This is a genomic window from Streptomyces sp. NPDC025273 (genome assembly GCF_040638585.1).
In the GTDB taxonomy this organism is placed as follows: Bacteria; Actinomycetota; Actinomycetes; order Streptomycetales; family Streptomycetaceae; genus Streptomyces; species Streptomyces cinereorectus.
This window is the reverse complement of the sequence record NZ_JBEZYP010000028.1, coordinates 1-20059: the sequence shown is the minus strand read 5'-3', so window position 1 is coordinate 20059 and position 20059 is coordinate 1. Positions and strand designations below refer to the sequence as shown.

General features: G+C 69.9%; 20 protein-coding genes and 2 pseudogenes. 9 read left to right on the top strand and 13 right to left on the bottom strand.

Annotated elements, in window-relative coordinates:
* The first annotated feature begins 193 nt into the window (after positions 1-193).
* Positions 194-976: a sulfite exporter TauE/SafE family protein gene (locus AB0F38_RS29805; RefSeq protein ID WP_361899982.1), complete on the top strand. Its 783-nt coding sequence runs from the start codon at positions 194-196 to the stop codon at positions 974-976.
* A gap of 21 nt (positions 977-997) precedes the next feature.
* Here AB0F38_RS29805 and AB0F38_RS29800 read toward each other — a convergent pair whose 3' ends face one another.
* On the bottom strand, positions 998-2527 hold the full coding sequence (locus AB0F38_RS29800) for an amino acid permease (RefSeq protein WP_361899979.1): 1530 nt from the start codon (positions 2525-2527) through the stop codon (positions 998-1000).
* Positions 2528-2584: 57 nt separating this feature from the next.
* Positions 2585-3592 (bottom strand): hypothetical protein, encoded by a 1008-nt coding sequence (locus AB0F38_RS29795; RefSeq protein WP_361899976.1) that lies wholly within the window; start codon positions 3590-3592, stop codon positions 2585-2587.
* A 371-nt stretch (positions 3593-3963) separates the two neighbouring features.
* Here AB0F38_RS29795 and AB0F38_RS29790 point away from each other — a divergent pair, with 371 nt between their 5' ends.
* Genes AB0F38_RS29790 through AB0F38_RS29775 form a run of 4 tightly spaced genes read left to right on the top strand, consistent with a single transcriptional unit; the run spans position 3964 to position 7983 of the window.
* On the top strand, positions 3964-5397 hold the full coding sequence (locus AB0F38_RS29790) for an FGGY family carbohydrate kinase (RefSeq protein ID WP_361899973.1): 1434 nt from the start codon (positions 3964-3966) through the stop codon (positions 5395-5397).
* Positions 5394-6815, top strand: a complete 1422-nt coding sequence (locus tag AB0F38_RS29785; RefSeq protein ID WP_361899970.1) for an FAD-dependent oxidoreductase — start codon at positions 5394-5396, stop codon at positions 6813-6815. Before AB0F38_RS29790 ends, AB0F38_RS29785 begins: the two co-directional genes overlap by 4 nt.
* The gene (locus tag AB0F38_RS29780; RefSeq protein WP_361899967.1) at positions 6812-6961 is read left to right on the top strand and encodes a hypothetical protein; all 150 of its coding nucleotides are present in this window, start codon (positions 6812-6814) and stop codon (positions 6959-6961) included. Before AB0F38_RS29785 ends, AB0F38_RS29780 begins: the two co-directional genes overlap by 4 nt.
* 50 nt (positions 6962-7011) lie before the next feature.
* Positions 7012-7983: a hypothetical protein gene (locus AB0F38_RS29775; RefSeq protein WP_361899964.1), complete on the top strand. Its 972-nt coding sequence runs from the start codon at positions 7012-7014 to the stop codon at positions 7981-7983.
* 305 nt (positions 7984-8288) lie between these two features.
* Here AB0F38_RS29775 and AB0F38_RS29770 read toward each other — a convergent pair whose 3' ends face one another.
* The 3 genes from AB0F38_RS29770 to AB0F38_RS29760 form a co-directional block, all read right to left on the bottom strand.
* On the bottom strand, positions 8289-8834 hold the full coding sequence (locus tag AB0F38_RS29770) for a hypothetical protein (RefSeq protein ID WP_361899961.1): 546 nt from the start codon (positions 8832-8834) through the stop codon (positions 8289-8291).
* Positions 8831-9364: a hypothetical protein gene (locus AB0F38_RS29765; protein ID WP_361899958.1), complete on the bottom strand. Its 534-nt coding sequence runs from the start codon at positions 9362-9364 to the stop codon at positions 8831-8833. Before AB0F38_RS29765 ends, AB0F38_RS29770 begins: the two co-directional genes overlap by 4 nt.
* Before the next feature lie 263 nt (positions 9365-9627).
* Positions 9628-10041: an arsenate reductase ArsC gene (locus AB0F38_RS29760; protein WP_361899955.1), complete on the bottom strand. Its 414-nt coding sequence runs from the start codon at positions 10039-10041 to the stop codon at positions 9628-9630.
* A 91-nt stretch (positions 10042-10132) separates the two neighbouring features.
* Here AB0F38_RS29760 and AB0F38_RS29755 point away from each other — a divergent pair, with 91 nt between their 5' ends.
* From AB0F38_RS29755 to AB0F38_RS29745, 3 genes are all read left to right on the top strand, one after another.
* Positions 10133-10441, top strand: coding sequence for a metalloregulator ArsR/SmtB family transcription factor (locus tag AB0F38_RS29755; protein ID WP_361899952.1), 309 nt, complete (start codon positions 10133-10135; stop codon positions 10439-10441).
* Positions 10438-11526, top strand: a complete 1089-nt coding sequence (arsB, locus tag AB0F38_RS29750) for an ACR3 family arsenite efflux transporter (protein ID WP_361899949.1) — start codon at positions 10438-10440, stop codon at positions 11524-11526. The genes AB0F38_RS29755 and arsB overlap by 4 nt, the downstream gene beginning before the upstream one ends.
* A 64-nt stretch (positions 11527-11590) precedes the next feature.
* Entirely contained in the window at positions 11591-12667 is a 1077-nt protein-coding gene (locus AB0F38_RS29745) for an ArsO family NAD(P)H-dependent flavin-containing monooxygenase (RefSeq protein ID WP_361899947.1), read from the top strand.
* A gap of 12 nt (positions 12668-12679) precedes the next feature.
* On the opposite strand, the gene arsA is transcribed toward AB0F38_RS29745, so the two are convergent.
* The 8 genes and pseudogenes from arsA to AB0F38_RS29705 all read right to left on the bottom strand — a co-directional run.
* Positions 12680-14509 (bottom strand): arsenical pump-driving ATPase, encoded by a 1830-nt coding sequence (gene arsA, locus AB0F38_RS29740; RefSeq protein WP_361899944.1) that lies wholly within the window; start codon positions 14507-14509, stop codon positions 12680-12682.
* Positions 14510-14653: 144 nt separating this feature from the next.
* Entirely contained in the window at positions 14654-15109 is a 456-nt protein-coding gene (locus AB0F38_RS29735) for a universal stress protein (protein ID WP_361899941.1), read from the bottom strand.
* Positions 15106-15573, bottom strand: coding sequence for a hypothetical protein (locus AB0F38_RS29730; RefSeq protein WP_361899938.1), 468 nt, complete (start codon positions 15571-15573; stop codon positions 15106-15108). Before AB0F38_RS29730 ends, AB0F38_RS29735 begins: the two co-directional genes overlap by 4 nt.
* Before the next feature lie 131 nt (positions 15574-15704).
* Positions 15705-16115, bottom strand: a complete 411-nt coding sequence (locus AB0F38_RS29725; RefSeq protein WP_361899935.1) for a PLDc N-terminal domain-containing protein — start codon at positions 16113-16115, stop codon at positions 15705-15707.
* Positions 16116-17250: 1135 nt separating this feature from the next.
* Positions 17251-17430, bottom strand: a complete 180-nt coding sequence (locus AB0F38_RS29720; RefSeq protein ID WP_361899932.1) for a hypothetical protein — start codon at positions 17428-17430, stop codon at positions 17251-17253.
* Between the two features lie 86 nt (positions 17431-17516).
* The gene (locus tag AB0F38_RS29715) at positions 17517-18257 is read right to left on the bottom strand and encodes a hypothetical protein (protein ID WP_361899930.1); all 741 of its coding nucleotides are present in this window, start codon (positions 18255-18257) and stop codon (positions 17517-17519) included.
* Positions 18254-18772, bottom strand: coding sequence for a sigma-70 family RNA polymerase sigma factor (locus AB0F38_RS29710; RefSeq protein ID WP_361899927.1), 519 nt, complete (start codon positions 18770-18772; stop codon positions 18254-18256). Before AB0F38_RS29710 ends, AB0F38_RS29715 begins: the two co-directional genes overlap by 4 nt.
* Positions 18773-19301: 529 nt before the next feature.
* Positions 19302-19385, bottom strand: a pseudogene (locus AB0F38_RS29705) (integrase/recombinase); the annotation flags it as partial.
* A 3-nt stretch (positions 19386-19388) separates the two neighbouring features.
* Between AB0F38_RS29705 and AB0F38_RS29700 the strand changes: the two are divergent.
* Positions 19389-19783, top strand: a pseudogene (locus tag AB0F38_RS29700) (transposase family protein); the annotation flags it as partial.
* Positions 19784-20059 lie beyond the last annotated feature (276 nt).

Below are 20059 nucleotides of genomic sequence, written 5' to 3'. Positions count from 1 at the left end.
CGCAGGCCGGGGTCATGCGAGGAACGCCGGCCCTTCGCGTCGTACGGGATGGGCGGAGCCGTCGCCCGCGGCCCGCGGTGGTGCATCAGTAGGGGTTCCATGTCGAGCGGGACGCCGAACCCCCGCGCGCGGACGACCGGAACATGGAACGATCATCCGCCGAAAAGCAGATGTGTCTACCATCTGAGCCGGAATGGACACCATCACACTCTGGCAACTGGCCGCGCTCGCGGCGGCATCCACGCTCGTCGGCTTCTCCAAGACGGCCGTCAGCGGTGCCAATACGATCAGCCTCGCGGTCTTCGCGGCCGTACTGCCTGCCCGCGAATCGACCGGAGTGCTGCTCCCGATCCTGATCGCGGGCGACATCCTCGCCGTGCTGGTCTACCGCCGCCACGCGCACTGGCCGACCCTGCTGCGACTCTTCCCCGCCGTCGCCGTGGGGGTGGTGGCGGGCACCGTCTTCCTGATGTGGGCCGACGACGGGGCCGTGCGCACCTCGATCGGAGCGATCCTGCTCCTCATGTCGGGCGTCACCCTCTGGCGCCGCCGCGCCTCGACCCGGGCCGAGGCGGACGAGGGCGCCGACACGGGGACACGGGCGGAGGGCCCTCCACGCGTCGGGCGGGTCAAACCGGCCTCGTACGGGGCACTCGGCGGCTTCACCACCATGGTCGCCAACGCGGGCGGCCCGGTGATGTCCCTCTACCTGCTCTCCGCGGGATTCCGGAAACTCGGCTTCCTGGGCACGTCCGCGTGGTTCTTCCTGATCGTCAACACGTCCAAGGTGCCGTTCAGCGTGGGCCTCGGCCTCATCGACGCGCGGTCGCTGCTCCTGGACGCCGCCCTGGTGCTGTTCGTCATCCCCGGGGCGTATCTCGGCCGGGTCTGTGTGGGCCGCATCAACCAGAGGCTGTTCGAGCAGATCGTGATCGGTGCCACCGTCCTGGGCGGCCTTCAGCTGCTGCTGCGCTGAAGGCCGCCCGGAGGGGGAAGGTCAGACGATGCCCTCGGCGATCTCCGCCTGCTCGCGGGCGTTCCCGTACGCGGCCGGGGTGCCGTACGAACGGCGCGCCACGAACCACCACACCGTGGCCAGGACCAGTACGGCGACCAGTGCGATCGACGCGTAGTTCATCGAGTCGATGGTCACCGGCGACGACTGCGGCAGCAGGAAGAGCACGGTCACGATGGCGACCCAGACCACGGCGATCCAGCCGATCGGCTTGGACCAGCGGCCCAGATGCCAGGGGCCGCGCTCGAAACGGTCACCGGCGCGCAGCTTCAGGTAGATCGGGATGGCGTAGGCCGGGGTGATACCGATGACGTTGATCGCCGTCACCGCACCGTACGCGGTCGCGGAGTACAGGGACGGCACGGCGAGCAGCGCCGCGACACAGACCGACAGCCACACGGCGGGCACCGGCGTCTGGGTACGCGCGCTCACCTTGCGCCATAGGGCGGATCCCGGCAGCGCGTTGTCCCGGCTGAACGCGAAGACCATCCGGCTCGCGGCGGCCACCTCGGCGTTGCCGCAGAACAGCTGGGCCGCGATGACGATCAGCAGCATGGCGGTGGCGCCCGCCGTACCCAGCGCGTCGATCAGGATCTGGGCGGGCGGCACGCCGGTGGCGCTGTTCTGGGTGCCCGCGTAGTCCTGGATGGCGAACGTGAGACCGGCGAGCAGGACGAAGCCGGCGATCCAGGAGACCCAGATCGCCCGGACGATGCCCTTGGCCGCCGTCACCGACGCGTTGGAGGTCTCCTCCGACAGGTGGGCGGAGGCGTCGTAGCCACAGAAGGTGTACTGGGCCAGGAGCAGACCGATCGCCGCCACGTAGAGCGGGTTCTCCCAGCCGGTGTCGTTGACGAACTCGGTGAAGACGAACGACGGCGACTGGTGGTTCGAGGGCACGATCGCCAGCACCGACACGATCACGGCGACACCGCCCAGATGCCACCACACGCTGATCGAGTTGAGCACGCTGACCAGGCGGACACCGAAGAGGTTCAGCACGGCGTGCAGCAGCAGGATGCAGAGGAAGATCACCATCGTGGCACCGGGGGTCGGGTCGAATCCCCACTGCAGATTGAGCAGCGCACCCGTGAACAGCGCGGCACCGTAGTCGATACCTGCGATCGCGCCCAGCAGACCGAGCAGATTCAGCCACCCGGTGTACCAGCCCCATTTGCGGCCGCCGAGCCGGTCGGCCATGTAGTACAGGGCGCCCGACGTCGGGTACGCGCTGGTGACCTCGGCCAGGGCCATGCCCACACAGAGGACGAACAGGCCGACACCGGCCCAGCCCCAGAGCATCACGGACGGACCGCCGGTCGACATGCCGAAGCCGTACAGCGTCATGCAGCCGGAGAGGATGGAGATGACGGAGAAGCTGATCGCGAAGTTGCCGAACCCGCCCATGCGGCGGGCCAGCACCGGCTGGTAGCCGAGCTCGCGCAGCCTCTGCTCTTCGTCCTTCTGCGGTGCGGTCTCCGGGCTCGACGCGGTCGAGGCGGATATGGACATGGAGAGAACCTCCTGGAGGAAATGAGGAATGGGGCGGTGGGAGGACAGGCGGAGCGGTCAGCCCCGGGGAGCTCGGGCGGGGCGGTCCTCGGCGGCCAGACACCGGCTCCGGGCCCGCAGGAACACGTCCTCCGCCCCGGCCGGATCGCCGGGGTGACGGTTCCGGTACGCCCACGGGACCGAGGTGTAGTACGGCCCGAGGGCCTGGAACACCGGTGCCGCGTCAGCGAACTGGAGCGATCCCCACAGCGCGTGGGCCAGGTGGTTGAGATCGAGCAGCGACTGCGTGGCCGGGTCGGTCCTGGTGAACCAGAGGTGCAGCGCACGCTGGGCGTCCCGCTCGCCGTCCTCGGTGACCCAGTGCAGGTCCAGCGCCTTCTCGTTGCCCTGCTCGTGCCGGTAGCGTTCCACCCGCACGTACAGCGGGAGCGCGTGGAGCGGGGAGCCCTCCGGGGCCGAGGAGGCGGCCCACTGGACGAAGTTGACCGCCTCGGAGAGGGTGCCGCCCGTCTGCCGTGCGTAGACGAACTGCAGCATCCGGTGATAGGCCTCGCGATTGAACGGATCGCGTCGGTCGGCCTCCGCCAGCAGACCCCACGGTCCGGGGAACAGCATGGGGCCCGGCGGAGGCAGCCGGTGCTCCTCCAGCCGCTGCCGCTCGTCGAGCTGGGACAGGGCCAGCAGGCAGACCCAGGGGACCGGGTCGGCGGGGGAGGCGTGCGCGGCGGAGCGGCATCCCTCCCAGGCCTGCTGCCACAACTCCTGCGCGCGTGCGTGCTTCTCGCGATGGGCGCGCACCGCCCGCTCCACGACCACCCGGGCGTGCATCACGGTCGCCGCCACGCTCCGCGGCTCCTCGGCCAGCCAGGCCTGCACCGCGTCGGAACCTGCGGCCACGGCGGCGAGGACCTGGGTGCGCTGGGTCCACAGCGCCCAGTCCGGCGTGCTCTCCAGCAGATCGCGCATGGACAGCCAGCGCCCGGTACGCAGATCCTGCAGGGCCGCGCGTAAGTCGTGGTCGTGCCCTGCGGGGTGGTAGACCGGCCTGAACTCACTGGGCGCCATGTGCTCGCCCCGCCCGTGGACGGCCCGTGAGGGCGGGGCGGTGCGCCGGGCACCGCGGCACGGTGCAGGGTCTGCTCTTCATGAATCCTCGAGGACGTGGGGGGCTGGGCGGGTCCGGTCTCACGAATCCGCCGTCGAGCGTCCGGTTGACCGCTCGGCGGTGAGTTTAGAGCGCCCCGCACCCGACGCCGGACGACTTTGCGGATCTTACTCAAGTAGCGCTTACATACGGGACGTTGCTCACTACCGGCTCTCTTCCGCGGGATGTTCCGGTCAGGGTTGACGCACGGCGTGGTCTGCACGACTGTGGGCACAAGGACCAGATGATCACCTTTCCGCCCGCCCCGGGCGGCCGCACGGCTGGAGTGTCGATGACGCACCCGGTACTCGCCATCGACCAGGGAACCTCCGGGACGAAAGCCGTCGTGATCTGTCCCGAGCGCGGCGTGATCGGCTCCGGTTCCGCCCCGGTCCGCCCGCGGTACGGATCCGGCGGAGCCGTCGAGAGCGATCCGGCCGAGCTCCTCGGCTCGGTCCTCGACGCGGGCAGACAGGCGCTGGACGAGGCGGGCGAACCCGTGGCGGCGGTCGGTCTGGCGAATCAGGGCGAGACGGTCCTGGCCTGGGACCCCGAGACCGGCCGGCCGCTCACCGACGCCGTGGTCTGGCAGGACCGGCGGGCCGGAGGCATCTGCGCCGAACTGGCCGCGCACGGCGAGGAGCTGAGGCACCTCACCGGCCTGCCGCTCGATCCGTACTTCGCCGCGCCCAAGATGGCCTGGATCCGGCGCGAGCTGACCCGCGAAGGGGTGGTGACCACCAGCGACTCCTGGCTGGTCCACCGGCTGACCGGGGCCTTCGTCACCGACGCGGCCACCGCCGGACGCACCCAGCTGCTCGACCTCCACGACACCGACTGGTCACCCCCGGCCCTGGAGATCTTCGGCCTGTCCGACGAACGGCTCCCCGCCGTCGTCGACTGCGCCGGGCCGGTCGGCACCACCACCGCCTTCGGCGGTGACATCCCCCTCACCGGACTCCTCGTCGACCAGCAGGCCGCCCTGCTGGCCCAGAACGCCCTGGAGCCCGGCAACGCCAAATGCACGTACGGCACCGGGGCGTTCCTCCTCGCCCAGACCGGAAGCCGGCCCAGCACCGGCTCGTCCGGCCTCGTCAGCTGTGTCGCCTGGCGGCTCGGCGGACGTACGAGCTACTGCCTCGACGGACAGGTCTACACGGCGGCCTCCGCCGTGCGCTGGCTCACCGACCTCGGGGTGATCTCCGGCGCCGCCGACCTCGACCCGGTCGGCTCCGCGGTCCCCGACAGCGGTGGGGTCACCTTCGTCCCCGCCCTCGCGGGACTCGCCGCACCCTGGTGGCGCGGCGACCTGCGCGGCTCCGTGACGGGCCTCGGCCTCGACACCACCGCGGGCCACCTGGTGCGCGCGCTGTGCGAGGGCATCGCCGCCCAGGTCGTCGCCCTCGCCGGCGCCGCCGCGGCCGACCTGGGCTCACCGCTGACCGCACTGCGCGTCGACGGCGGCCTGACCCGCTCAGGCCTGCTCATGCAGACCCAGGCCGACCTGCTGCAACGGCCGGTCGAGGTGTCGGCGCTGCCCGACGTCACCGCGCTCGGTGCAGGAGCCGTGGCCCGGCTGGGACTCGACCCGCGCCTGGACGTGCGGCACGCGACACCGGAATGGAAACCCTCCGCCGTCTACGAGCCACGGATCGGCCCGGACGAGGCGGCGGCGCGCCTCGACGGGTTCCGCACCGCGGTGGACACCCTGCTGGAGCGCGCGTGACGATCACCATCACCATCGCCGGCGCCCTGCCCGGGGCCGACTGTCCGGACGGGACGTACGACGTCACCGTCGTCGGAGCGGGCGTCGTCGGTGCCGCCATCGCCCGTGAACTGGCCCGCTACCGCCTGCGCACCGCCTTGGTCGACGCCTCCGACGACATCGGCAACAGCACGTCGAAGGCCAACACCGCGATCCTGCACACCGGTTTCGACGCCGTGCCCGGTTCCCTGGAGGCCCGCCTCGTCCGCGAGGGCCAGGCGATGCTCGCCGCCTACGCGGCGGAAACCGGCATCCCCGTCGAGCGCACCGGAGCCCTGCTCGTGGCCTGGGACGACGACCAGCTCGCCGTGCTGCCGAAGCTGCTGGCCAAGGCCGGACGCAACGGCTACGACGCGGCACGCATCATCGGCGCCGACGAACTGCGCGCACGCGAACCCCACCTGGGCCCCGGCGCACTCGGTGCGCTCGAAGTCCCCGACGAGAGCGTCATCTGCCCCTGGACGACCCCGCTCGCCTTCGCCACCCAGGCCGTCCGCGCCGGGGTCCACCTGCACCTCAACTGCCGGGTGACGGACATCGCCGGAGACCCGGACGGCCACACGGTGCGCACCTCGCGCGGACCGCTGCGCACCCGGTACCTGGTCAACGCCGCCGGACTGTACGCCGACGAGATCGACCGGCTCCTCGGTCACGACGCGTTCACCGTGACCCCGCGCCGCGGCCAGCTCCTCGTCTTCGACAAGCTGGCCCGTGACCTCGTCAGCCACATCCTCCTGCCGGTCCCCACCGCGGCCGGCAAGGGCGTCCTCGTCGCCCCCACCGTGTTCGGCAACGTGCTCCTCGGCCCCACCGCCGAGGACCTCGACGACAGGACCGCCACCGGATCCACCGCCGACGGCCTGCACCTCCTGCGCGAGCAGGGCCGCCGGATCATGCCCGCGCTCCTCGAGGAGGAGGTCACCGCCGTCTACGCGGGACTGCGCGCCGCCACCGGACAGGAGGACTACCGGATCCAGGACCACCCCGGCCAGCGGTACGTCACCGTCGGCGGCATCCGGTCCACCGGTCTGACCGCGTCCATGGCGATCGCCGGCCACGTCACCGGACTCCTCGCCGGGACCGGCCTGGAACTCGGCGCCCCGCGTGACCTCCCGCCCGTCACCATGCCCAACCTCGGCGAAGCCTTCCCCCGGCCCTACCGGCGGGCCGAGCTGATCGCGAGGGACCCCGCGTACGGCACCCTCGTCTGCCACTGCGAGTACGTCACCCTCGGCGAGATCCGCGACGCGCTCGGCTCCACCGTCCCGCCGCAGTCCCTGGACGGCCTGCGGCGCCGCACCCGCGCCCGTGGCGGCCGGTGCCAGGGCTTCTACTGCGGCGCAGCCGTCCGCGCCCTGTTCGAGGAGGCGCGACCATGACCGGGAGCGGGCGGACCGAGCGGTCCGTCGATGTGCTGATCGTCGGCGCGGGCACCGAGACGTACGTCCACGACGACAACGCCAACGTCGTCAGGCAGACGGTCAAGGACGTCACCACCGTCTACGACAATGAGGCGGTGGGGTGAGCGGCCGGCGGCTGCCCACCCCACCGCCGATGCCGTTCATGGAGGAACACATGAATCATCTCGACGTCATCCGGCTGCTCGGTCTCGACGCCCCTGTGCGGGCGCAGGGCGACGGGCACGGGCAAGTCGTCCCGAAGGACTTCGAGTTGCTGGTCCAGGCGCTGCCGCCGGCGGTGATCGCGGCTTCGGTGCTGCTCGGACGGCCCGATGTCCCCGTGCGTTCGCTGCTGGACTTCACGGACGAAACCGCACTGCGCCTGGCGGACATGGAGGAATCCCTGCGCACCCGCGAGCACGAGCTTCCGCTGTCCTTCTTCCCGCAGCCCGGCGGCATGGTGCCGTGGGGCCGCACCGCCCGTGACGGCGTGCTGCTGTGGGACACCACCGACCCGGACACAGCGAACTGGACAACCGTCCTCACAGATTCCGATTTCCAGCTGTGGCTGGACCTTCCTTTCTCCGCCTCGGAGTTCATCGCGCGGGCCCTTCTGGGACGCCCCGAGGGAGTTCCCGCGTTCGAGACGTACGAGGAATACGAGTCGGGCTCGTTCTGGAATGTCGCCGACGACATGCGTGCGACGGCCACCGCGCTGGCGAACCCGGACATCGGGGCGGTCGAGGAAATCCTCACCAAGGTGCGGGGTATCGGTGTCCCGGGCGTCCGGCAGTACGCGGAAGAGCTGGTGGACCGGGCCGTGAAGGAGTCGTTCGGTGCGCTTCCGGCGGACTACCTGGCCATCATGAGGGAATTCCCCGGCGGGGTCATCTCCGGTATCCGGGTGTTTCCTGTCGTGGCGAGGCCGGCGACCCCGGGGCTGCGGTGGCTGGATGAGGACCGGCTGTTCCTGCAGTGGGGAGAGGCACAGGGGCAAATGTTCGGCTGGCTCACGGGCCAGGGCTCCCCCAAGGACTGGCGCATCGCCTACACAGATCCGAGCGGCACCGCGCTCACGCACCTGGAGGACCAGACCTTTTCCACATTCCTACGACGTCGGACGCGGGGCAACAACTCACTGTTCTGATCCGGTCCCGTCCGTATATCCGGGCAGCTCGCAGCTCGAAGCTCTGGCCACGACGATTTCGGCAAAGCGAACCTCCTCACCCTCTGCGACCTACGGCTCGGACCGACTTCGACCGGTGCAGCAAGTGTGGTGGCTACGCCGTACGCAGGCGGCCCTACTCCTGGGGGTCAAGGGGTCGCAGGTTCAAATCCTGTCGTCCCGACTTGAGAGGGTCGAGGGCAGGGCCGGTTTCAGAGAAGTCCGAAACCGGCCCTTGATCATTTCTGGGGACCAGCTGGAGGGGCCCCGGCGCGTGGCTGCGGTCGTCACGAGGGGTCGGGCAGCCCGAAGTGGGCGGCGATGATCCCTCTCGTCACGGCACCGTCCGCGTTGAAGTCGGGGTCGGCGTCGTACGCCGGGGTCTCCCGGCCGACGATCCCGGCGTCCAGCAACTCCCGTATCAGCAGATCACCGTTGCGCCGCGACTCCCGGCGGCGTCCGACGTTGAAGTAGGACCGCTCGAAACCGCCGCGGCTGTGCAGGAACTGGAACGGGTGCTCGCCGCAGTGCGGGACCATGTAGTTCTGCCCGTTCGGGCACGCGCACGCGGGGGTGGACGCCAGGAACACCGTCTCCACGTGGCCGGGTCCGCCGAACCGTTCGGCGTAGCGGAAACCGGTGATGTCGCGGGCCAGGTCCATCACCGCCCGGCCGTGCCCGGCAATCGCGTCGTGCGTGACCCAGCACCAGCCGTCCGAGGAGCCCGACCTGCCGGCCGGGTACATCGCCTCGGCGTACACACGGGTGAGCGTGGGCAGGTCCAGGCCCCTGGCGTACGTGACGTAGGTGTTCGGCGGGATCGATCCGCTCACTTCGCCGTCACCTCGCGCGAGAGCGGCGGCGAGGGCAGGGAGAAGCAGTCGGCGATCGCTCTCACGAGCCGATCCTCGTCGTCGTAGTGATGATCGAAGCAGTCATGGTCGTCGTCCGTGTCCGCTTTCGCGCACCAGGCCTCCGGGCCTATGAGATGCGCGGCCAGCAGCTCGGCCGACATGTAGTCGGGGTTCTCGCCCACCCGCTGTTCGACGTCCTCGAAACTGAAGGAGAGCGTCCCGCGGCCGTCGCGCAGGTACATGAACATCGGCCCGTGCGCCTTCGCGCTGCAGGGCTCGGTCACGAACACCACGACCTCGGCCCCCTCGGGGCAGACGCGCCGGTAGTCGGCCTCTCGGTAGCCGTCGGCCTCGGTGATCATGTCGTGCACCATCCACGCCCACCCGTCCGCCTCGCCGTGCGCGAGCGGCTCACGGTGCATTTCCCGCAAGCCCGCTGTGAGCGCTTCGAGGGACAGACCCCGGGCGAAGACCAGATTCACCTCATGGCCGGGAAACGTATCGTGCATCCACCTCGTCATACCAGAACCCTAGATACCGGCACTGACAACCGGCGTCCAGGCAGCCTGGCTGAACGTCCGTCGGCTTCTGGGGACGAAGCAAGTGGTGGCGGCGCCGTTCCGGGTGCGGGGTCGTCAGCCAGGGTGACGTCGCCGCGGGTTCGGCCTTCCGTCCACGTCGTCCGCCGAACTACCCGTCCGCCACGGGTCCGAGCCACTCACGAGTGCCACGATGACGACGTTCCGGATGCCGGACGCCTTGGGGGCCGTGCTCACATCTCGGGCTCCGGGGCGATCTCCTCGATCAGGCCCTCGACGAGCTTCCTGATCTCGTCACGGATCGGGCGGACGGCCTCGACGCCCTGGCCCGCCGGGTCCTCCAGCGTCCAGTCCAGGTAACGCTTGCCCGGGAAGACGGGGCAGGTGTCGCCGCAGCCCATGGTGATGCACACGTCGGACGCCCTGACCGCGTCGATCGTGAGGATCTTCGGGGTCTCGGCGGTGATGTCGATGCCGACCTCACGCATGGCCTCGACGGCGGCGGGGTTGACCTGGTCGGCGGGGGCGGATCCGGCGGAGCGGACCTCGACGCGGTCCCCGACGAGGTGGGTGAGCCAGGCGGCGGCCATCTGGGAGCGGCCGGCGTTGTGGACACAGACGAACAGGACAGAGGGCTTCTCGGGCATGGCAGGTCTCTCTTGTCTCGCGACGGCATCAGGCGCAAATGAAATCAGCATCTGGTGGTGTCATCCACCACTGATGTGAAAGTATCAGTACATGATGACGTCAGTCGACACTGAGTTGATGCGGGTGCTGGGTGATCCCCTGCGTCTGCAGATCGTGACCCTGCTCGCCCGCGAAACGCTCTGCACCACCCACCTCGTGGAGGAGACAGGTGCCAGACAGACCAACCTCTCCAACCATCTGAGAGTGCTGCGCGAGGCCGGGGTCGTCGAGACGGAGCCGTGCGGCCGTTTCACGTACTACAAGCTCCGCCCGACCGTCATCGCCTCCCTTGCCGGTCAGTTCGCCGAGCTGGCCGAGTCCGCCCGCACCGCTGCCGAGAACAAGAGGGCCTGTCCGTGACCCCCACCCAAGCGCCCGCCCTGACCGAGGAGTCCTCGGTCGTCGCGAAGCTTTCCACGCTCGACCGCTTTCTCGCCGTCTGGATCCTCGTGGCCATGGGCCTCGGACTGGGTCTGGGCCGGCTGATCCCCGGGCTGAACGACGCGCTCGCCAAGGTCGAGATCGGCGGCATCTCGCTCCCGATCGCCGTCGGCCTGCTGATCATGATGTACCCGGTGCTGGCCAAGGTCCGGTACGACAAGCTCGACGCCGTCACCGGCGACCGCAAACTGATGATCTCCTCGCTGGTCATCAACTGGATCATCGGCCCGGCGATCATGTTCGCCCTCGCCTGGACCTTCCTCCCCGACCTGCCCGAGTACCGCACCGGCCTGATCATCGTCGGCCTTGCCCGCTGCATCGCGATGGTCATCATCTGGAACGACCTGGCCTGCGGCGACCGCGAGGCGGCGGCCGTCCTGGTCGCCCTGAACTCCGTCTTCCAGGTCATCACCTTCGGCGTCCTGGGCTGGTTCTACCTCGACCTGCTGCCCGGCTGGCTCGGCCTCGGCGAGGGCGAGAACCTCGACATCTCCATGTGGAAGATCGCGCTGAACGTCGTCATCTTCCTGGGTGTCCCGCTCGTCGCCGGCTTCCTGACCCGCAGGACCGGCGAGAAGAAGATGGGCCGCGAGTCGTACGAGGCGAAGTTCCTGCCGAAGATCGGCCCGTGGGCCCTGTACGGGCTGCTCTTCACGATCGTCATCCTCTTCGCCCTGCAGGGGAAGACCATCACGTCGCAGCCGATGGACGTCGTGCGGATCGCGCTCCCGCTGCTCGTGTACTTCGCGGTGATGTGGTTCGGCACGTTCCTGCTCGGCAAGGCGATCGGCCTGAACTACGACCGCACGGCCACCCTGGCCTTCACGGCCGCCGGCAACAACTTCGAGCTCGCCATCGCCGTCGCGATCGCCACCTTCGGCGTGACGTCCGGCCAGGCGCTGTCCGGTGTCGTCGGCCCGCTGATCGAGGTCCCGGTCCTCGTCGCGCTGGTGTACGTGTCGCTGGCCTGGCGCAAGAAGTTCACGACCGCCCCGTCGAAGTAGGGCATCGTTCGGCTGCTCCGCCGCACGGCGGCGGGGCAGCCGCATCGGAAGGGGGCACCCCGCAATGAGCAGGAACGTCGACGTGGTCGTCATCGGCGGCGGCCAGGCCGGTCTCGCGGCCGGCTACCACCTGCGCCGCCTCGGCCTGGACTTCGTCGTCCTGGACGCCCAGGCCACGCCCGGCGGCGCATGGCAGCACACCTGGGACTCGCTGCACCTGTTCTCCCCGGCAGCCCACTCATCCCTGCCGGGCCGGATCATGCCGCCGCAGGCAGCGGAGACGTACCCCGGCGCCGCCCACGTCGTCGACTACCTGACCGACTACGAGCAGCGCTACGACATCCCGGTCCTCCGCCCCGTCCAGGTCGAAGCGGTCCACCGTGACGGCGCCCACCTGCGGGTGGAGAGCGCCGCGGGGTCATGGAGCGCCCGTACGGTCATCAGTGCCACCGGCACCTGGTGGCGCCCGTTCGTGCCCGCGATCCCGGGCCGTACGGAGTTCAAGGGCCGCCAGCTCCACACCGTCGACTACCGCCGGCCCGCCGACCTCGCCGGAAAGCGCGTGATCGTGGTCGGCGGCGGGAACTCCGGCGCGCAGATCGCCGCCGACCTCGCCCACGACACCGACCTCACCTGGGTCACCCGGCGCCCTGCCCGCTTCCTCGCCGACGACATCGACGGCCGCGCCCTCTTCGACCACGCCACGGCCCGCAGACGCGCCCTGGACGAGGGCCGTACGGACACCGGAGGCGTCGCGTCGCTGGGTGACATCGTCGCCGTCCCGCCCGTTCGGGAGGCCCGTGACGCCGGCCTCCTCAAGGCCGAGCCGATGTTCACCCGCCTGACCGCGACGGGTGCGGAGTGGGCCGACGGCACCCGTGCGCGGGCCGACGCGATCGTCTGGTGCACCGGCTTCCGCCCCGCGCTGTCGCACCTCGCGCCACTGGGGCTGCGCGGGTCCCGCGGACGCATCCCCACTGCGGGCACCCAGGCCCTCAGGGAGCCCCGGCTCCACCTCCTCGGCTACGGCGACTGGACCGGACCCGCCTCCGCCACCCTCATAGGCGTCGGCCGCCCTGCCCGCGAAGCCGCCCGGACGGCCGTGACCGTCGCGCGACAGGACGCTGCCGGTGAGGAGTGATGCCGTACGGCATCATCGGCTCGTCGCACCGGTCAGGGCGGCGAGCCGGTCCTCACCGACGAGGGCGTCGACCTGCCACGGCACCAGCCAGGCGCGGGCTGCCAGCTCGTCGCGGACGCGGTGCAGCTGCGGGCGCTCCAGGCCGGCCCTGGCGCGCAGCACGGGATCCTGGGTGCCGCCCGCCGTCAGGGAGGCGTTGACCACCCAGCCGAACGGCTCGATGCCGGCCCGCCGGAGGCCGTCCTGAAGTGCTGCGGCCTCGGATACGGGGGTCGGCTCGGGGAGCGCGACGATGATTACCCGTGTGTGGGCCGGGTCCCGCAGGCGCATCAACGGTGTCGTGATGCGCCCGTGCACCTGGGCGGCGCCCGCCATGACCTGACGGTGGTAGGAGCCGGTGAGGTCCAGCAGGCGCAGGGTGTGGCCGCTGGGGGCGGTGTCCACGACCACGAACCGGTCCCGGGCCGTGGTCAGGAGTGCCCCGAACGCCCGGAAGACGGCCAGTTCCTCGGTGCACGGCGAGCGTAGGTCCTCCTCCAGGAGCTCACGACGGTCCGGGGACATCCGCTCCGCCGCCCGCAGGCGCTCGGCGGTGTAGTCGGCGAGTTCGGTGGCCGGGTCGATGCGGGTGACGGTCAGGTGCCGGAACGGACCACCTGCGAGTACGTCAGCGGGCCGCCCCGCCGGGTCGGTCGTGGACAGGTGGACGTCGTGGCCCCGGCGGGCGAGGCCCACGGCGATGGCGGCGGCGATGGTGGTCTTGCCGACGCCGCCCTTGCCCATCACCAGTACCGCGCCGGGCGGGCCGACTGCCAGGTCGTCGACCAGCGCATCCAGGGAAGGGAGCGGTGTCTCCCGCTTGTCGGTGCCGGTGGAGGCACCGGGGCCCGGCACGGGCCCGCCCCGACCGCGGACCAGCGCGCGGAGTGCGGCGATGCCGGTCAGGTTCCAGGCGACCAACGGCACGCCCGCGGTGGGGACCGCCCGCAGGGAGGCCGGCCGGACGTCGAGCGCCGACGCCTGCCGGGTGGCGAACGCCTCGGCGACCGTATCGCCGGCCAGAGGCCCGGTGAAGACGCCGTTGACGATCAAGCGCTGGTTGTGGATCCCCTGGGCGGCCAGCTCCGCCCCGGCCCGTCCCGCCTCCCGCAGCGCACCCGGCTCCGGTCGGCTCACCAGGACCAGTGTCGTGCGCCTGGGATCGCCCAGCTGCCCGACGGCCGCCCGGTACTGCGCGCGCTGGGCCCGCAGGCCCGACCGCGGGCCCAGGCAGCTCGCCCCCGCGGGGGCGCTCTCGATGTAATGCGCCCAGGAGCTGGGCAGGTTCAGCAGACGCAGTGTGTGACCGGTCGGCGCGGTGTCGAAGAGTACGTGGTCGTACCGGCCGACCAGCTCCGGGCGGACGATCAACTGCGTGAACCGGTCGAAGGCCGCCACTTCCACGGTGCACTCGCCGGCAAGCTGCTCCTCGATGGCACGCAACTCCCCTTCAGGGACCGCGCCCCGGTACGGGGCCGTCACGCGCTCGCGGTAGGCGGCCGCCGCAGCGTCAGGGTCGAGATTCATCGCCTCCAGTCCGGGTGCACCTGGCACCGGACCGGGCTCCGCGCCCACCGCAGCGCCGAACAGGTCACCCAGATTCGATGCCGGATCGGTGCTCACCACCAGCACGCGCCGGCCGGCATCGGCCAGCGCTACGGACACCGCGCCCGCCACCGTCGTCTTCCCCACACCGCCCTTGCCGGTGAAGAAGACGAACGGTGTCTGCCACAGAGCCCACTCCACCCTCGGCAGAGACGGCACGTGCGCCGGCAGGTGCGGGTCGTTGTCGGGTTCCGTCATGGGGAGCGTCTCCGTTCGGCTGGCAGGCGTGGCGAACCCGCCGGTGGACGTCGCGGCTTGCGGGCGAGGGCCGGTGACGGCCCGGTGTGCCTCGGCCTGACCCGACGAGTCCTCCGTCGGCACTCGGATGCCGCCGGCCGGTCCTCACTTCGGGTCCGGGACGATCACGACGGGGCAGCGGGCATGGTGGGCGACGCGCCGGCTGACCGATCCGAGCAGGGTCCCTGCGACGCCGCCGTGGCCGTGGGAGCCCACGACGAGCAGGGCGGCATCTTCCGACGCCTCGACCAGCACGGCGGACGGATGGCCCTTGACCGCCCTCCTGTCGATGCCCGCCTCCACCCGCCCGGCACCGAGACCGGCCACCGCGTGGTCGACGACGGCCCTGGCAGCGGGTGCGAACATCTCATCCGGGTAGGGCGGGGACACGCCTGGAAGACCCACCGAAGGGAACTGCCAGGCATGGACGACCTCCAGACGGGCTCCGCGGAGACGTGCCTCCTGCGCCGCCCAGCGCAGGGCCCGTGCCGAGGAATCCGATCCGTCGACGCCCACGACGATGTGGGCCGGGCCCTCGTCGTCGACGGGAGCCGTGCTCACGCTTCCTCCCCCGACGGCCGGCCCGGTGCCTCCGGTTCTGGCGGCGCCGGCTCGGTCACGATGCGCCCCTGGACGTCGCAGACCGCTGCGAGGGTGTTGTAGACGGTGCCGAACCTGCGCAGGTTGCGGTGCAACAGGTACACCCTGTGCCGCGGTTCGTCGGTCACCAGCCGGAGTTCGTAGTCGATCGCGATGAACAGGGGCGGGCTGTCCTGCCGCTCGGCCCGCACGTCGACCTCGGCGTTCCGGTAGCGGAAGGGCAGCAGCCGACCGGATCGTTCGACGTTCTTGAGCAAGCAGGCGGCGAACGCCGAGGCCAGCAGATCTGCAGGTCCCGGCAGCCCGGACGGCACGGCGGCGGCCCAGGAGGCGTCGAAGGCGACGGTCCCGGTCCCGGCATCGATCCGTGCCTCACCCCCCGGGGCGCTCTGGGCGTGGACCCGGTAGGTCGTGGGAGCGCTCATCATGTACTCCGTTTCGGGGAGGACCGCCGGTGGCGACGGGGCGGCCGCTCCGTCGCGGGGAGGCCCTGGCACCCGTCCACCCGCCCGCAGACGTTTCCCGCCGCCGCTCGGAACCGGATGCGGACGCGCGGTCAGACGAGCAGCTTCGACTTGGCCTTCTCGTACTCGGCCTGGTCGAGATGGCCCTTGTCCTTCAGCTCGGCGAGCTTCGCCAGGTCCTCCACATGGCTGCTGCTCCCGCCGGTGCCGCCGCCCTCGGATCCGGCGGCCTGCCTCACGTACTGCCGGAAGGCCGCCTCCTGGTCCTCGGCCTGCTTGACGTCCCGCCGGCTCATTCCCCGGCCGCGGGCGATCAGGTAGACCAGCACGCCGACGTAGGGCAGCACGATGACGAAGACCAGCCAACCCGCCTTGGCCCAGCCGCCCATCGAGTGGTCCCGGAAGATGTCCGTGATCACCTTGAAGAGCAGGAAGAACCACATCACCCAGAGGAACAGATACATCATGGTCAGGAAGACATTGAGGAGCGGATAGTCGTCCACGGGCCTACTCCGTTCGTACGAATCGTCCCTTGTCCCAGTCCGTGCCACGCCGTGATGCCTGCTTCCACGGCTGTTGCACATCGATGCCGTGCTGGAAGGCGCGGATCCTCAGTTTCCTGATGGACTCAGGAAGGCAGCTTCGAGACGACCTTCTCGCGGTCGCCCCTGGATTCAGATGACGTCTGAGTGCGTCACTTTACTAACGTGAAAGATCAATTCGGAACGCGACGCGTGAGCAATGAAGGTTTCTTGGCGTGGTGGGTGATCACGCCGTGATCACCCACCACCCCTTGCGGAAGGGGTGGTGACGGCGAGCAAAGCGCTTGGCTCGAACCCGTCACCGACGAGCGATACGCGAAAGCCTTGAACATCAGGAACTCGTGCGACTCGATGGGATGAGCATCCTGCGAAATCGCATAGGCCTGGGAGGAGGGCGTGGCGGATCTCGTCGAGGAGGGCTCGCAGTTCGTCGGCGGCGTCCGGGTTCTCGTGGAGGAAGGCGGACAGGCGTCGGGTCCAGACCGGGATCAGGTCTTGCCGGGCTCCGTCGCTGTCAGACCCGCTCAAGACCAGCGCGGCATCGGCGTCCAGTTGGGTCTCGACGGCTGTTTGCCTGGGTGTCTCACCGCGACCGAGGAGCCGGGCCGTACCTGTGCGGGTTACCTGCCAGGCGTCGGTTGCATCGCGGCAACCACAGCCGTGCCACCGGACAGAGCGAGGGCAGCGAGGGCTTGGTCCAGCATCGGATCCCCTGACGTCGACGGTGTGGGGGCCGGCGGGCGAGACCCCCCGATGTGAGGACGCCGGCCTCTGCAATCGCCCGGAAGATGCCATGCACCCTCGGTTTCCCTACGCCCGCACAGCGGCGACCCGGGGCCACGACGGATCTATCATCAGGGCTGTGCGGAAGTGCCGACAAGGCTTCTGTCAACGGGGACGAAACGTCGGGAACGCCTCGGACGACTACGCTCCCGAACACTGATTCGTCCGACGGACAGCATGCTGATTTTTGAGAACACCTGCCCTGTGCGGGGTGCGTGGCGCAATACACGGCGCCCGCACCCTATGCCCGGCTTCGCCGCGTCGATGCGAAGCGGGCCCGTGGTGACCGGCCTGCCTGGTGGGGTGCGCCGGGCTACGCGGTGTGCTGGATCCACCAGAAGACGAGACCTACGCCGCCCGCGCCGGCTGCGTGGGCGGCTCCGCGGAGGGCGCTGGAGAGCAGGGAGTAGCGTCGGCGTCCGACCCATGCGGTGACGCGGATGATTCGCCGGGAGACCGGTGCACGTTCGTTGCCGCGGCTAGGGTGAGTCATGGTGATGCTCTCTTCTGAGGTGTCTGGTGGCCCAGGGGGACGAACCACGTGGATTCCTTCGTTCCCGGCCGGGTTCTCTCGGGTGGTCAGCGCAGTTCGGCGAGCTCATGGATGCGGTCGGGGAGCTGGCTGTCAGGGCGGGCGACGATGCCGTCGTTCTCCTCGCGGTCCGCGAGGCGCTCGAACCGTTCCTCCAGATGCCGCTCGACGACCTTCTGCGTCTCCCCACTCGGCGTGGGCCAGGAGTCGCGGTGCCGGACGCTGTAGCCGGTGTAGATCTCCAGGCCGCTGAGCAGCTCCTCGATGAACTCCTCCGTCGAGCCGTCGAAGTCGTCGGGAACGTGTTCGCGCAGAGAGACGACCTGCTTCTTCCAGAAGGCCGCCTCCCGCATCTCGCCGGCGGTGATGTGGTGCAGATGCAGAAGGTAGGCGGAGCCGGAGTGCCCGGCGCCGGCGGCGAACATCCACCAGAAGACCGCGCTCTCGGGGTGGTTGGCGAGGTAGAGGGTGCAGGCGAAGACGTGGGCGCCGTGGGTGTCTACGTCGGTCCAGCCGTTGAAGAACTCTGGCTCACCGGTGCCGTTGTCGCCTATGACTGCGGTGAGTTCCTCGACGTGGGTGGCGGCGCCGGCCTGGGTGACCGTCCAGTGGGCGATCAGGCCGAGGCGGTGCCTGGCCCGGAGGCTGCGAGGCTCGGCGGGGGCTGGGCCGATGTATCCGGCCTCCCTGGCCAGGCGGCGCAAGCCGGCTGCGACGTCGAAGGGGCGGCGTTCTTCGCGCACGGAGATGTCTGCCTCGGCCAGGCGGTCGTGCCAGATGCTGCTCATGTGGGGTCCTCCATCGATCGGCGGTACCTGTCGAAGTAGACGGGGGCGAGACGCTCGCGCGCCTTGCGGCAGTGGTAGTCGACGGTGCTGGGGGTGACGCCGAGGTACCAAGCGATGCGCTCGGTGTCGAAGTCGAAGATGAAGCGCAGCACCATGACGTCGAACTGCCGTTGGGGAAGGTTGCCGAGAGCTGGATAGAGACCGATTCCACTGTCCATGGCCGCGAGTTCGGCACGGAAGTCCTGGAGGTGTTCGCTCATCACCACGCGCCTCAGGATGGCCCAGGTCTGCTTCTGGAGGTCGGCCTCTGTCAGGAGGATGTCCCAATGGAGCAGGACCTCCAGGAACGCACGGTGGACCGCCTCCTCGGCTGCTTCGTTGGTGCGGAGGAAACGCAGTGCGTAGTCGTGCCAGACAGGCTGGTTCATGAGGTAGTGCGCCTCGAAGTCCAGCGGCAGTCGGAGTGGGGCGGCCACAGGACCGGGGTCTTCGCCCTCACGGACGTCTTCGAACATGGATCCTCTTCATTGAGGTGGTCGGCTGGTCGGTCGGCGCGTCGGGGCCGAGGTCGTTCACTCAATCGGCTGACGAGCCCGAACACGCATGCCGACGCTGATCAATGTCGCCTAGGGGTCCATGTGATAGGAACGCAGTGTGATCACGAGGGCGGGGGTCTCACTCTGCTTGACCTGCCAAAACATCAAGCTGCTGCGATACGAGCCGAACACTTCGCACGCAGCTGTGACAGATGCCACATCTGAGGGCTGAGGCTTTCCGGACAGGCAGTCACATTTTTTGGCCAACGCAGAGAGGTAGTCAACGCACGTCTACGGTGCGGGAGTTGCTGTTGGGCTCAGGCGGGTGACGACGCTCCTGCTGGTTGAACTCGCTCGCGGCGGCCGCGGGGCGCTCGGCTCGCCTGCACAGTCCTGCTTCGACTGCTCATGGGGCTCGACTCCGGGATCGCTCCTGAGCCCCTCATGGCCCTGACCGTGGGCCATCGCGTGACTCATCTGCAACTCGGCCTATCAGGTTGTGCGTGTGGCCCCGTCGTCGGGCCTTCGCCCGGGCGCCCTTGACCTTGCAGCGGCGCCCGGCGCAGTCCAGATCCGCGATGTTCACGCCCAGAGCCGCCGCCACGGGGTGAACGTCCAGGTCGTGACCGATCCGTCCGGCCAGCTGCTGTGGCTCTCGCCGACCTTGCCAGGACGCAGTCACGACCTGACCGCCGCTCGCACCCACCGGATCATCCGGATCTGCGAGCGCCAAGGCGTCCCGATCCTGGCCGACCTGGCCCACCAGGGCGGCGGCCCCTGGGTGTCACCACGGGCATCAAGCGTCGGCCGCGCCACGACCTCACTCCGACCGCCCAGACCCTCAACCGGGCCCTATCTTGCACCCGGGCGCCGGTCGAACGCGGTGTCGCCCGCCTGAAGTGCTGGCGAATCTTCCGTCACGCCCGATGTAGTCCTAACCGCATGACGTCAATCGCCAAAGCCGTCCTCACTCTGGAGCGGCACCGCTGACGAAGCTCGATGAACAACGTGAAGAGGATGGGGTGGGGCGAAGCGTGACCGAGCGCTACGGCTGGCTGGTCCGGTCAGTCACAGCGCTCCGGACTCACCACAGCTCTCCGGGTCCTATGACAGTGAGCCCCACCTGCTCGGCAAGCCAGTGTGCGTACGGCTCCCTCACCTGGCGGCCGTCAGGAGCCGTTGTCCTATCGATCTTGAGTGCGGTGTGATCGAAAGTGGCTGCCGGGGCGGGTGAACCTGGTGGTGTCCGTGCATGAGGACAGGGCC

Excerpts from the sequence above, each read along its gene's own strand:
- AB0F38_RS29805 (WP_361899982.1), top strand. The coding sequence starts at position 194 with ATGGACACCATCACACTCTGGCAACTGGCCGCGCTCGCGGCGGCATCC.
- AB0F38_RS29800 (WP_361899979.1), bottom strand. The coding sequence starts at position 2,527 with ATGTCCATATCCGCCTCGACCGCGTCGAGCCCGGAGACCGCACCGCAG.
- AB0F38_RS29795 (WP_361899976.1), bottom strand. The coding sequence starts at position 3,592 with ATGGCGCCCAGTGAGTTCAGGCCGGTCTACCACCCCGCAGGGCACGAC.
- AB0F38_RS29790 (WP_361899973.1), top strand. The coding sequence starts at position 3,964 with ATGACGCACCCGGTACTCGCCATCGACCAGGGAACCTCCGGGACGAAA.
- AB0F38_RS29780 (WP_361899967.1), top strand. The coding sequence starts at position 6,812 with ATGACCGGGAGCGGGCGGACCGAGCGGTCCGTCGATGTGCTGATCGTC.
- AB0F38_RS29775 (WP_361899964.1), top strand. The coding sequence starts at position 7,012 with ATGAATCATCTCGACGTCATCCGGCTGCTCGGTCTCGACGCCCCTGTG.
- AB0F38_RS29765 (WP_361899958.1), bottom strand. The coding sequence starts at position 9,364 with ATGCACGATACGTTTCCCGGCCATGAGGTGAATCTGGTCTTCGCCCGG.
- AB0F38_RS29760 (WP_361899955.1), bottom strand. The coding sequence starts at position 10,041 with ATGCCCGAGAAGCCCTCTGTCCTGTTCGTCTGTGTCCACAACGCCGGC.
- AB0F38_RS29755 (WP_361899952.1), top strand. The coding sequence starts at position 10,133 with ATGATGACGTCAGTCGACACTGAGTTGATGCGGGTGCTGGGTGATCCC.
- AB0F38_RS29745 (WP_361899947.1), top strand. The coding sequence starts at position 11,591 with ATGAGCAGGAACGTCGACGTGGTCGTCATCGGCGGCGGCCAGGCCGGT.
- arsA (WP_361899944.1), bottom strand. The coding sequence starts at position 14,509 with ATGACGGAACCCGACAACGACCCGCACCTGCCGGCGCACGTGCCGTCT.
- AB0F38_RS29730 (WP_361899938.1), bottom strand. The coding sequence starts at position 15,573 with ATGAGCGCTCCCACGACCTACCGGGTCCACGCCCAGAGCGCCCCGGGG.
- AB0F38_RS29720 (WP_361899932.1), bottom strand. The coding sequence starts at position 17,430 with ATGACTCACCCTAGCCGCGGCAACGAACGTGCACCGGTCTCCCGGCGA.
- AB0F38_RS29715 (WP_361899930.1), bottom strand. The coding sequence starts at position 18,257 with ATGAGCAGCATCTGGCACGACCGCCTGGCCGAGGCAGACATCTCCGTG.
- AB0F38_RS29710 (WP_361899927.1), bottom strand. The coding sequence starts at position 18,772 with ATGTTCGAAGACGTCCGTGAGGGCGAAGACCCCGGTCCTGTGGCCGCC.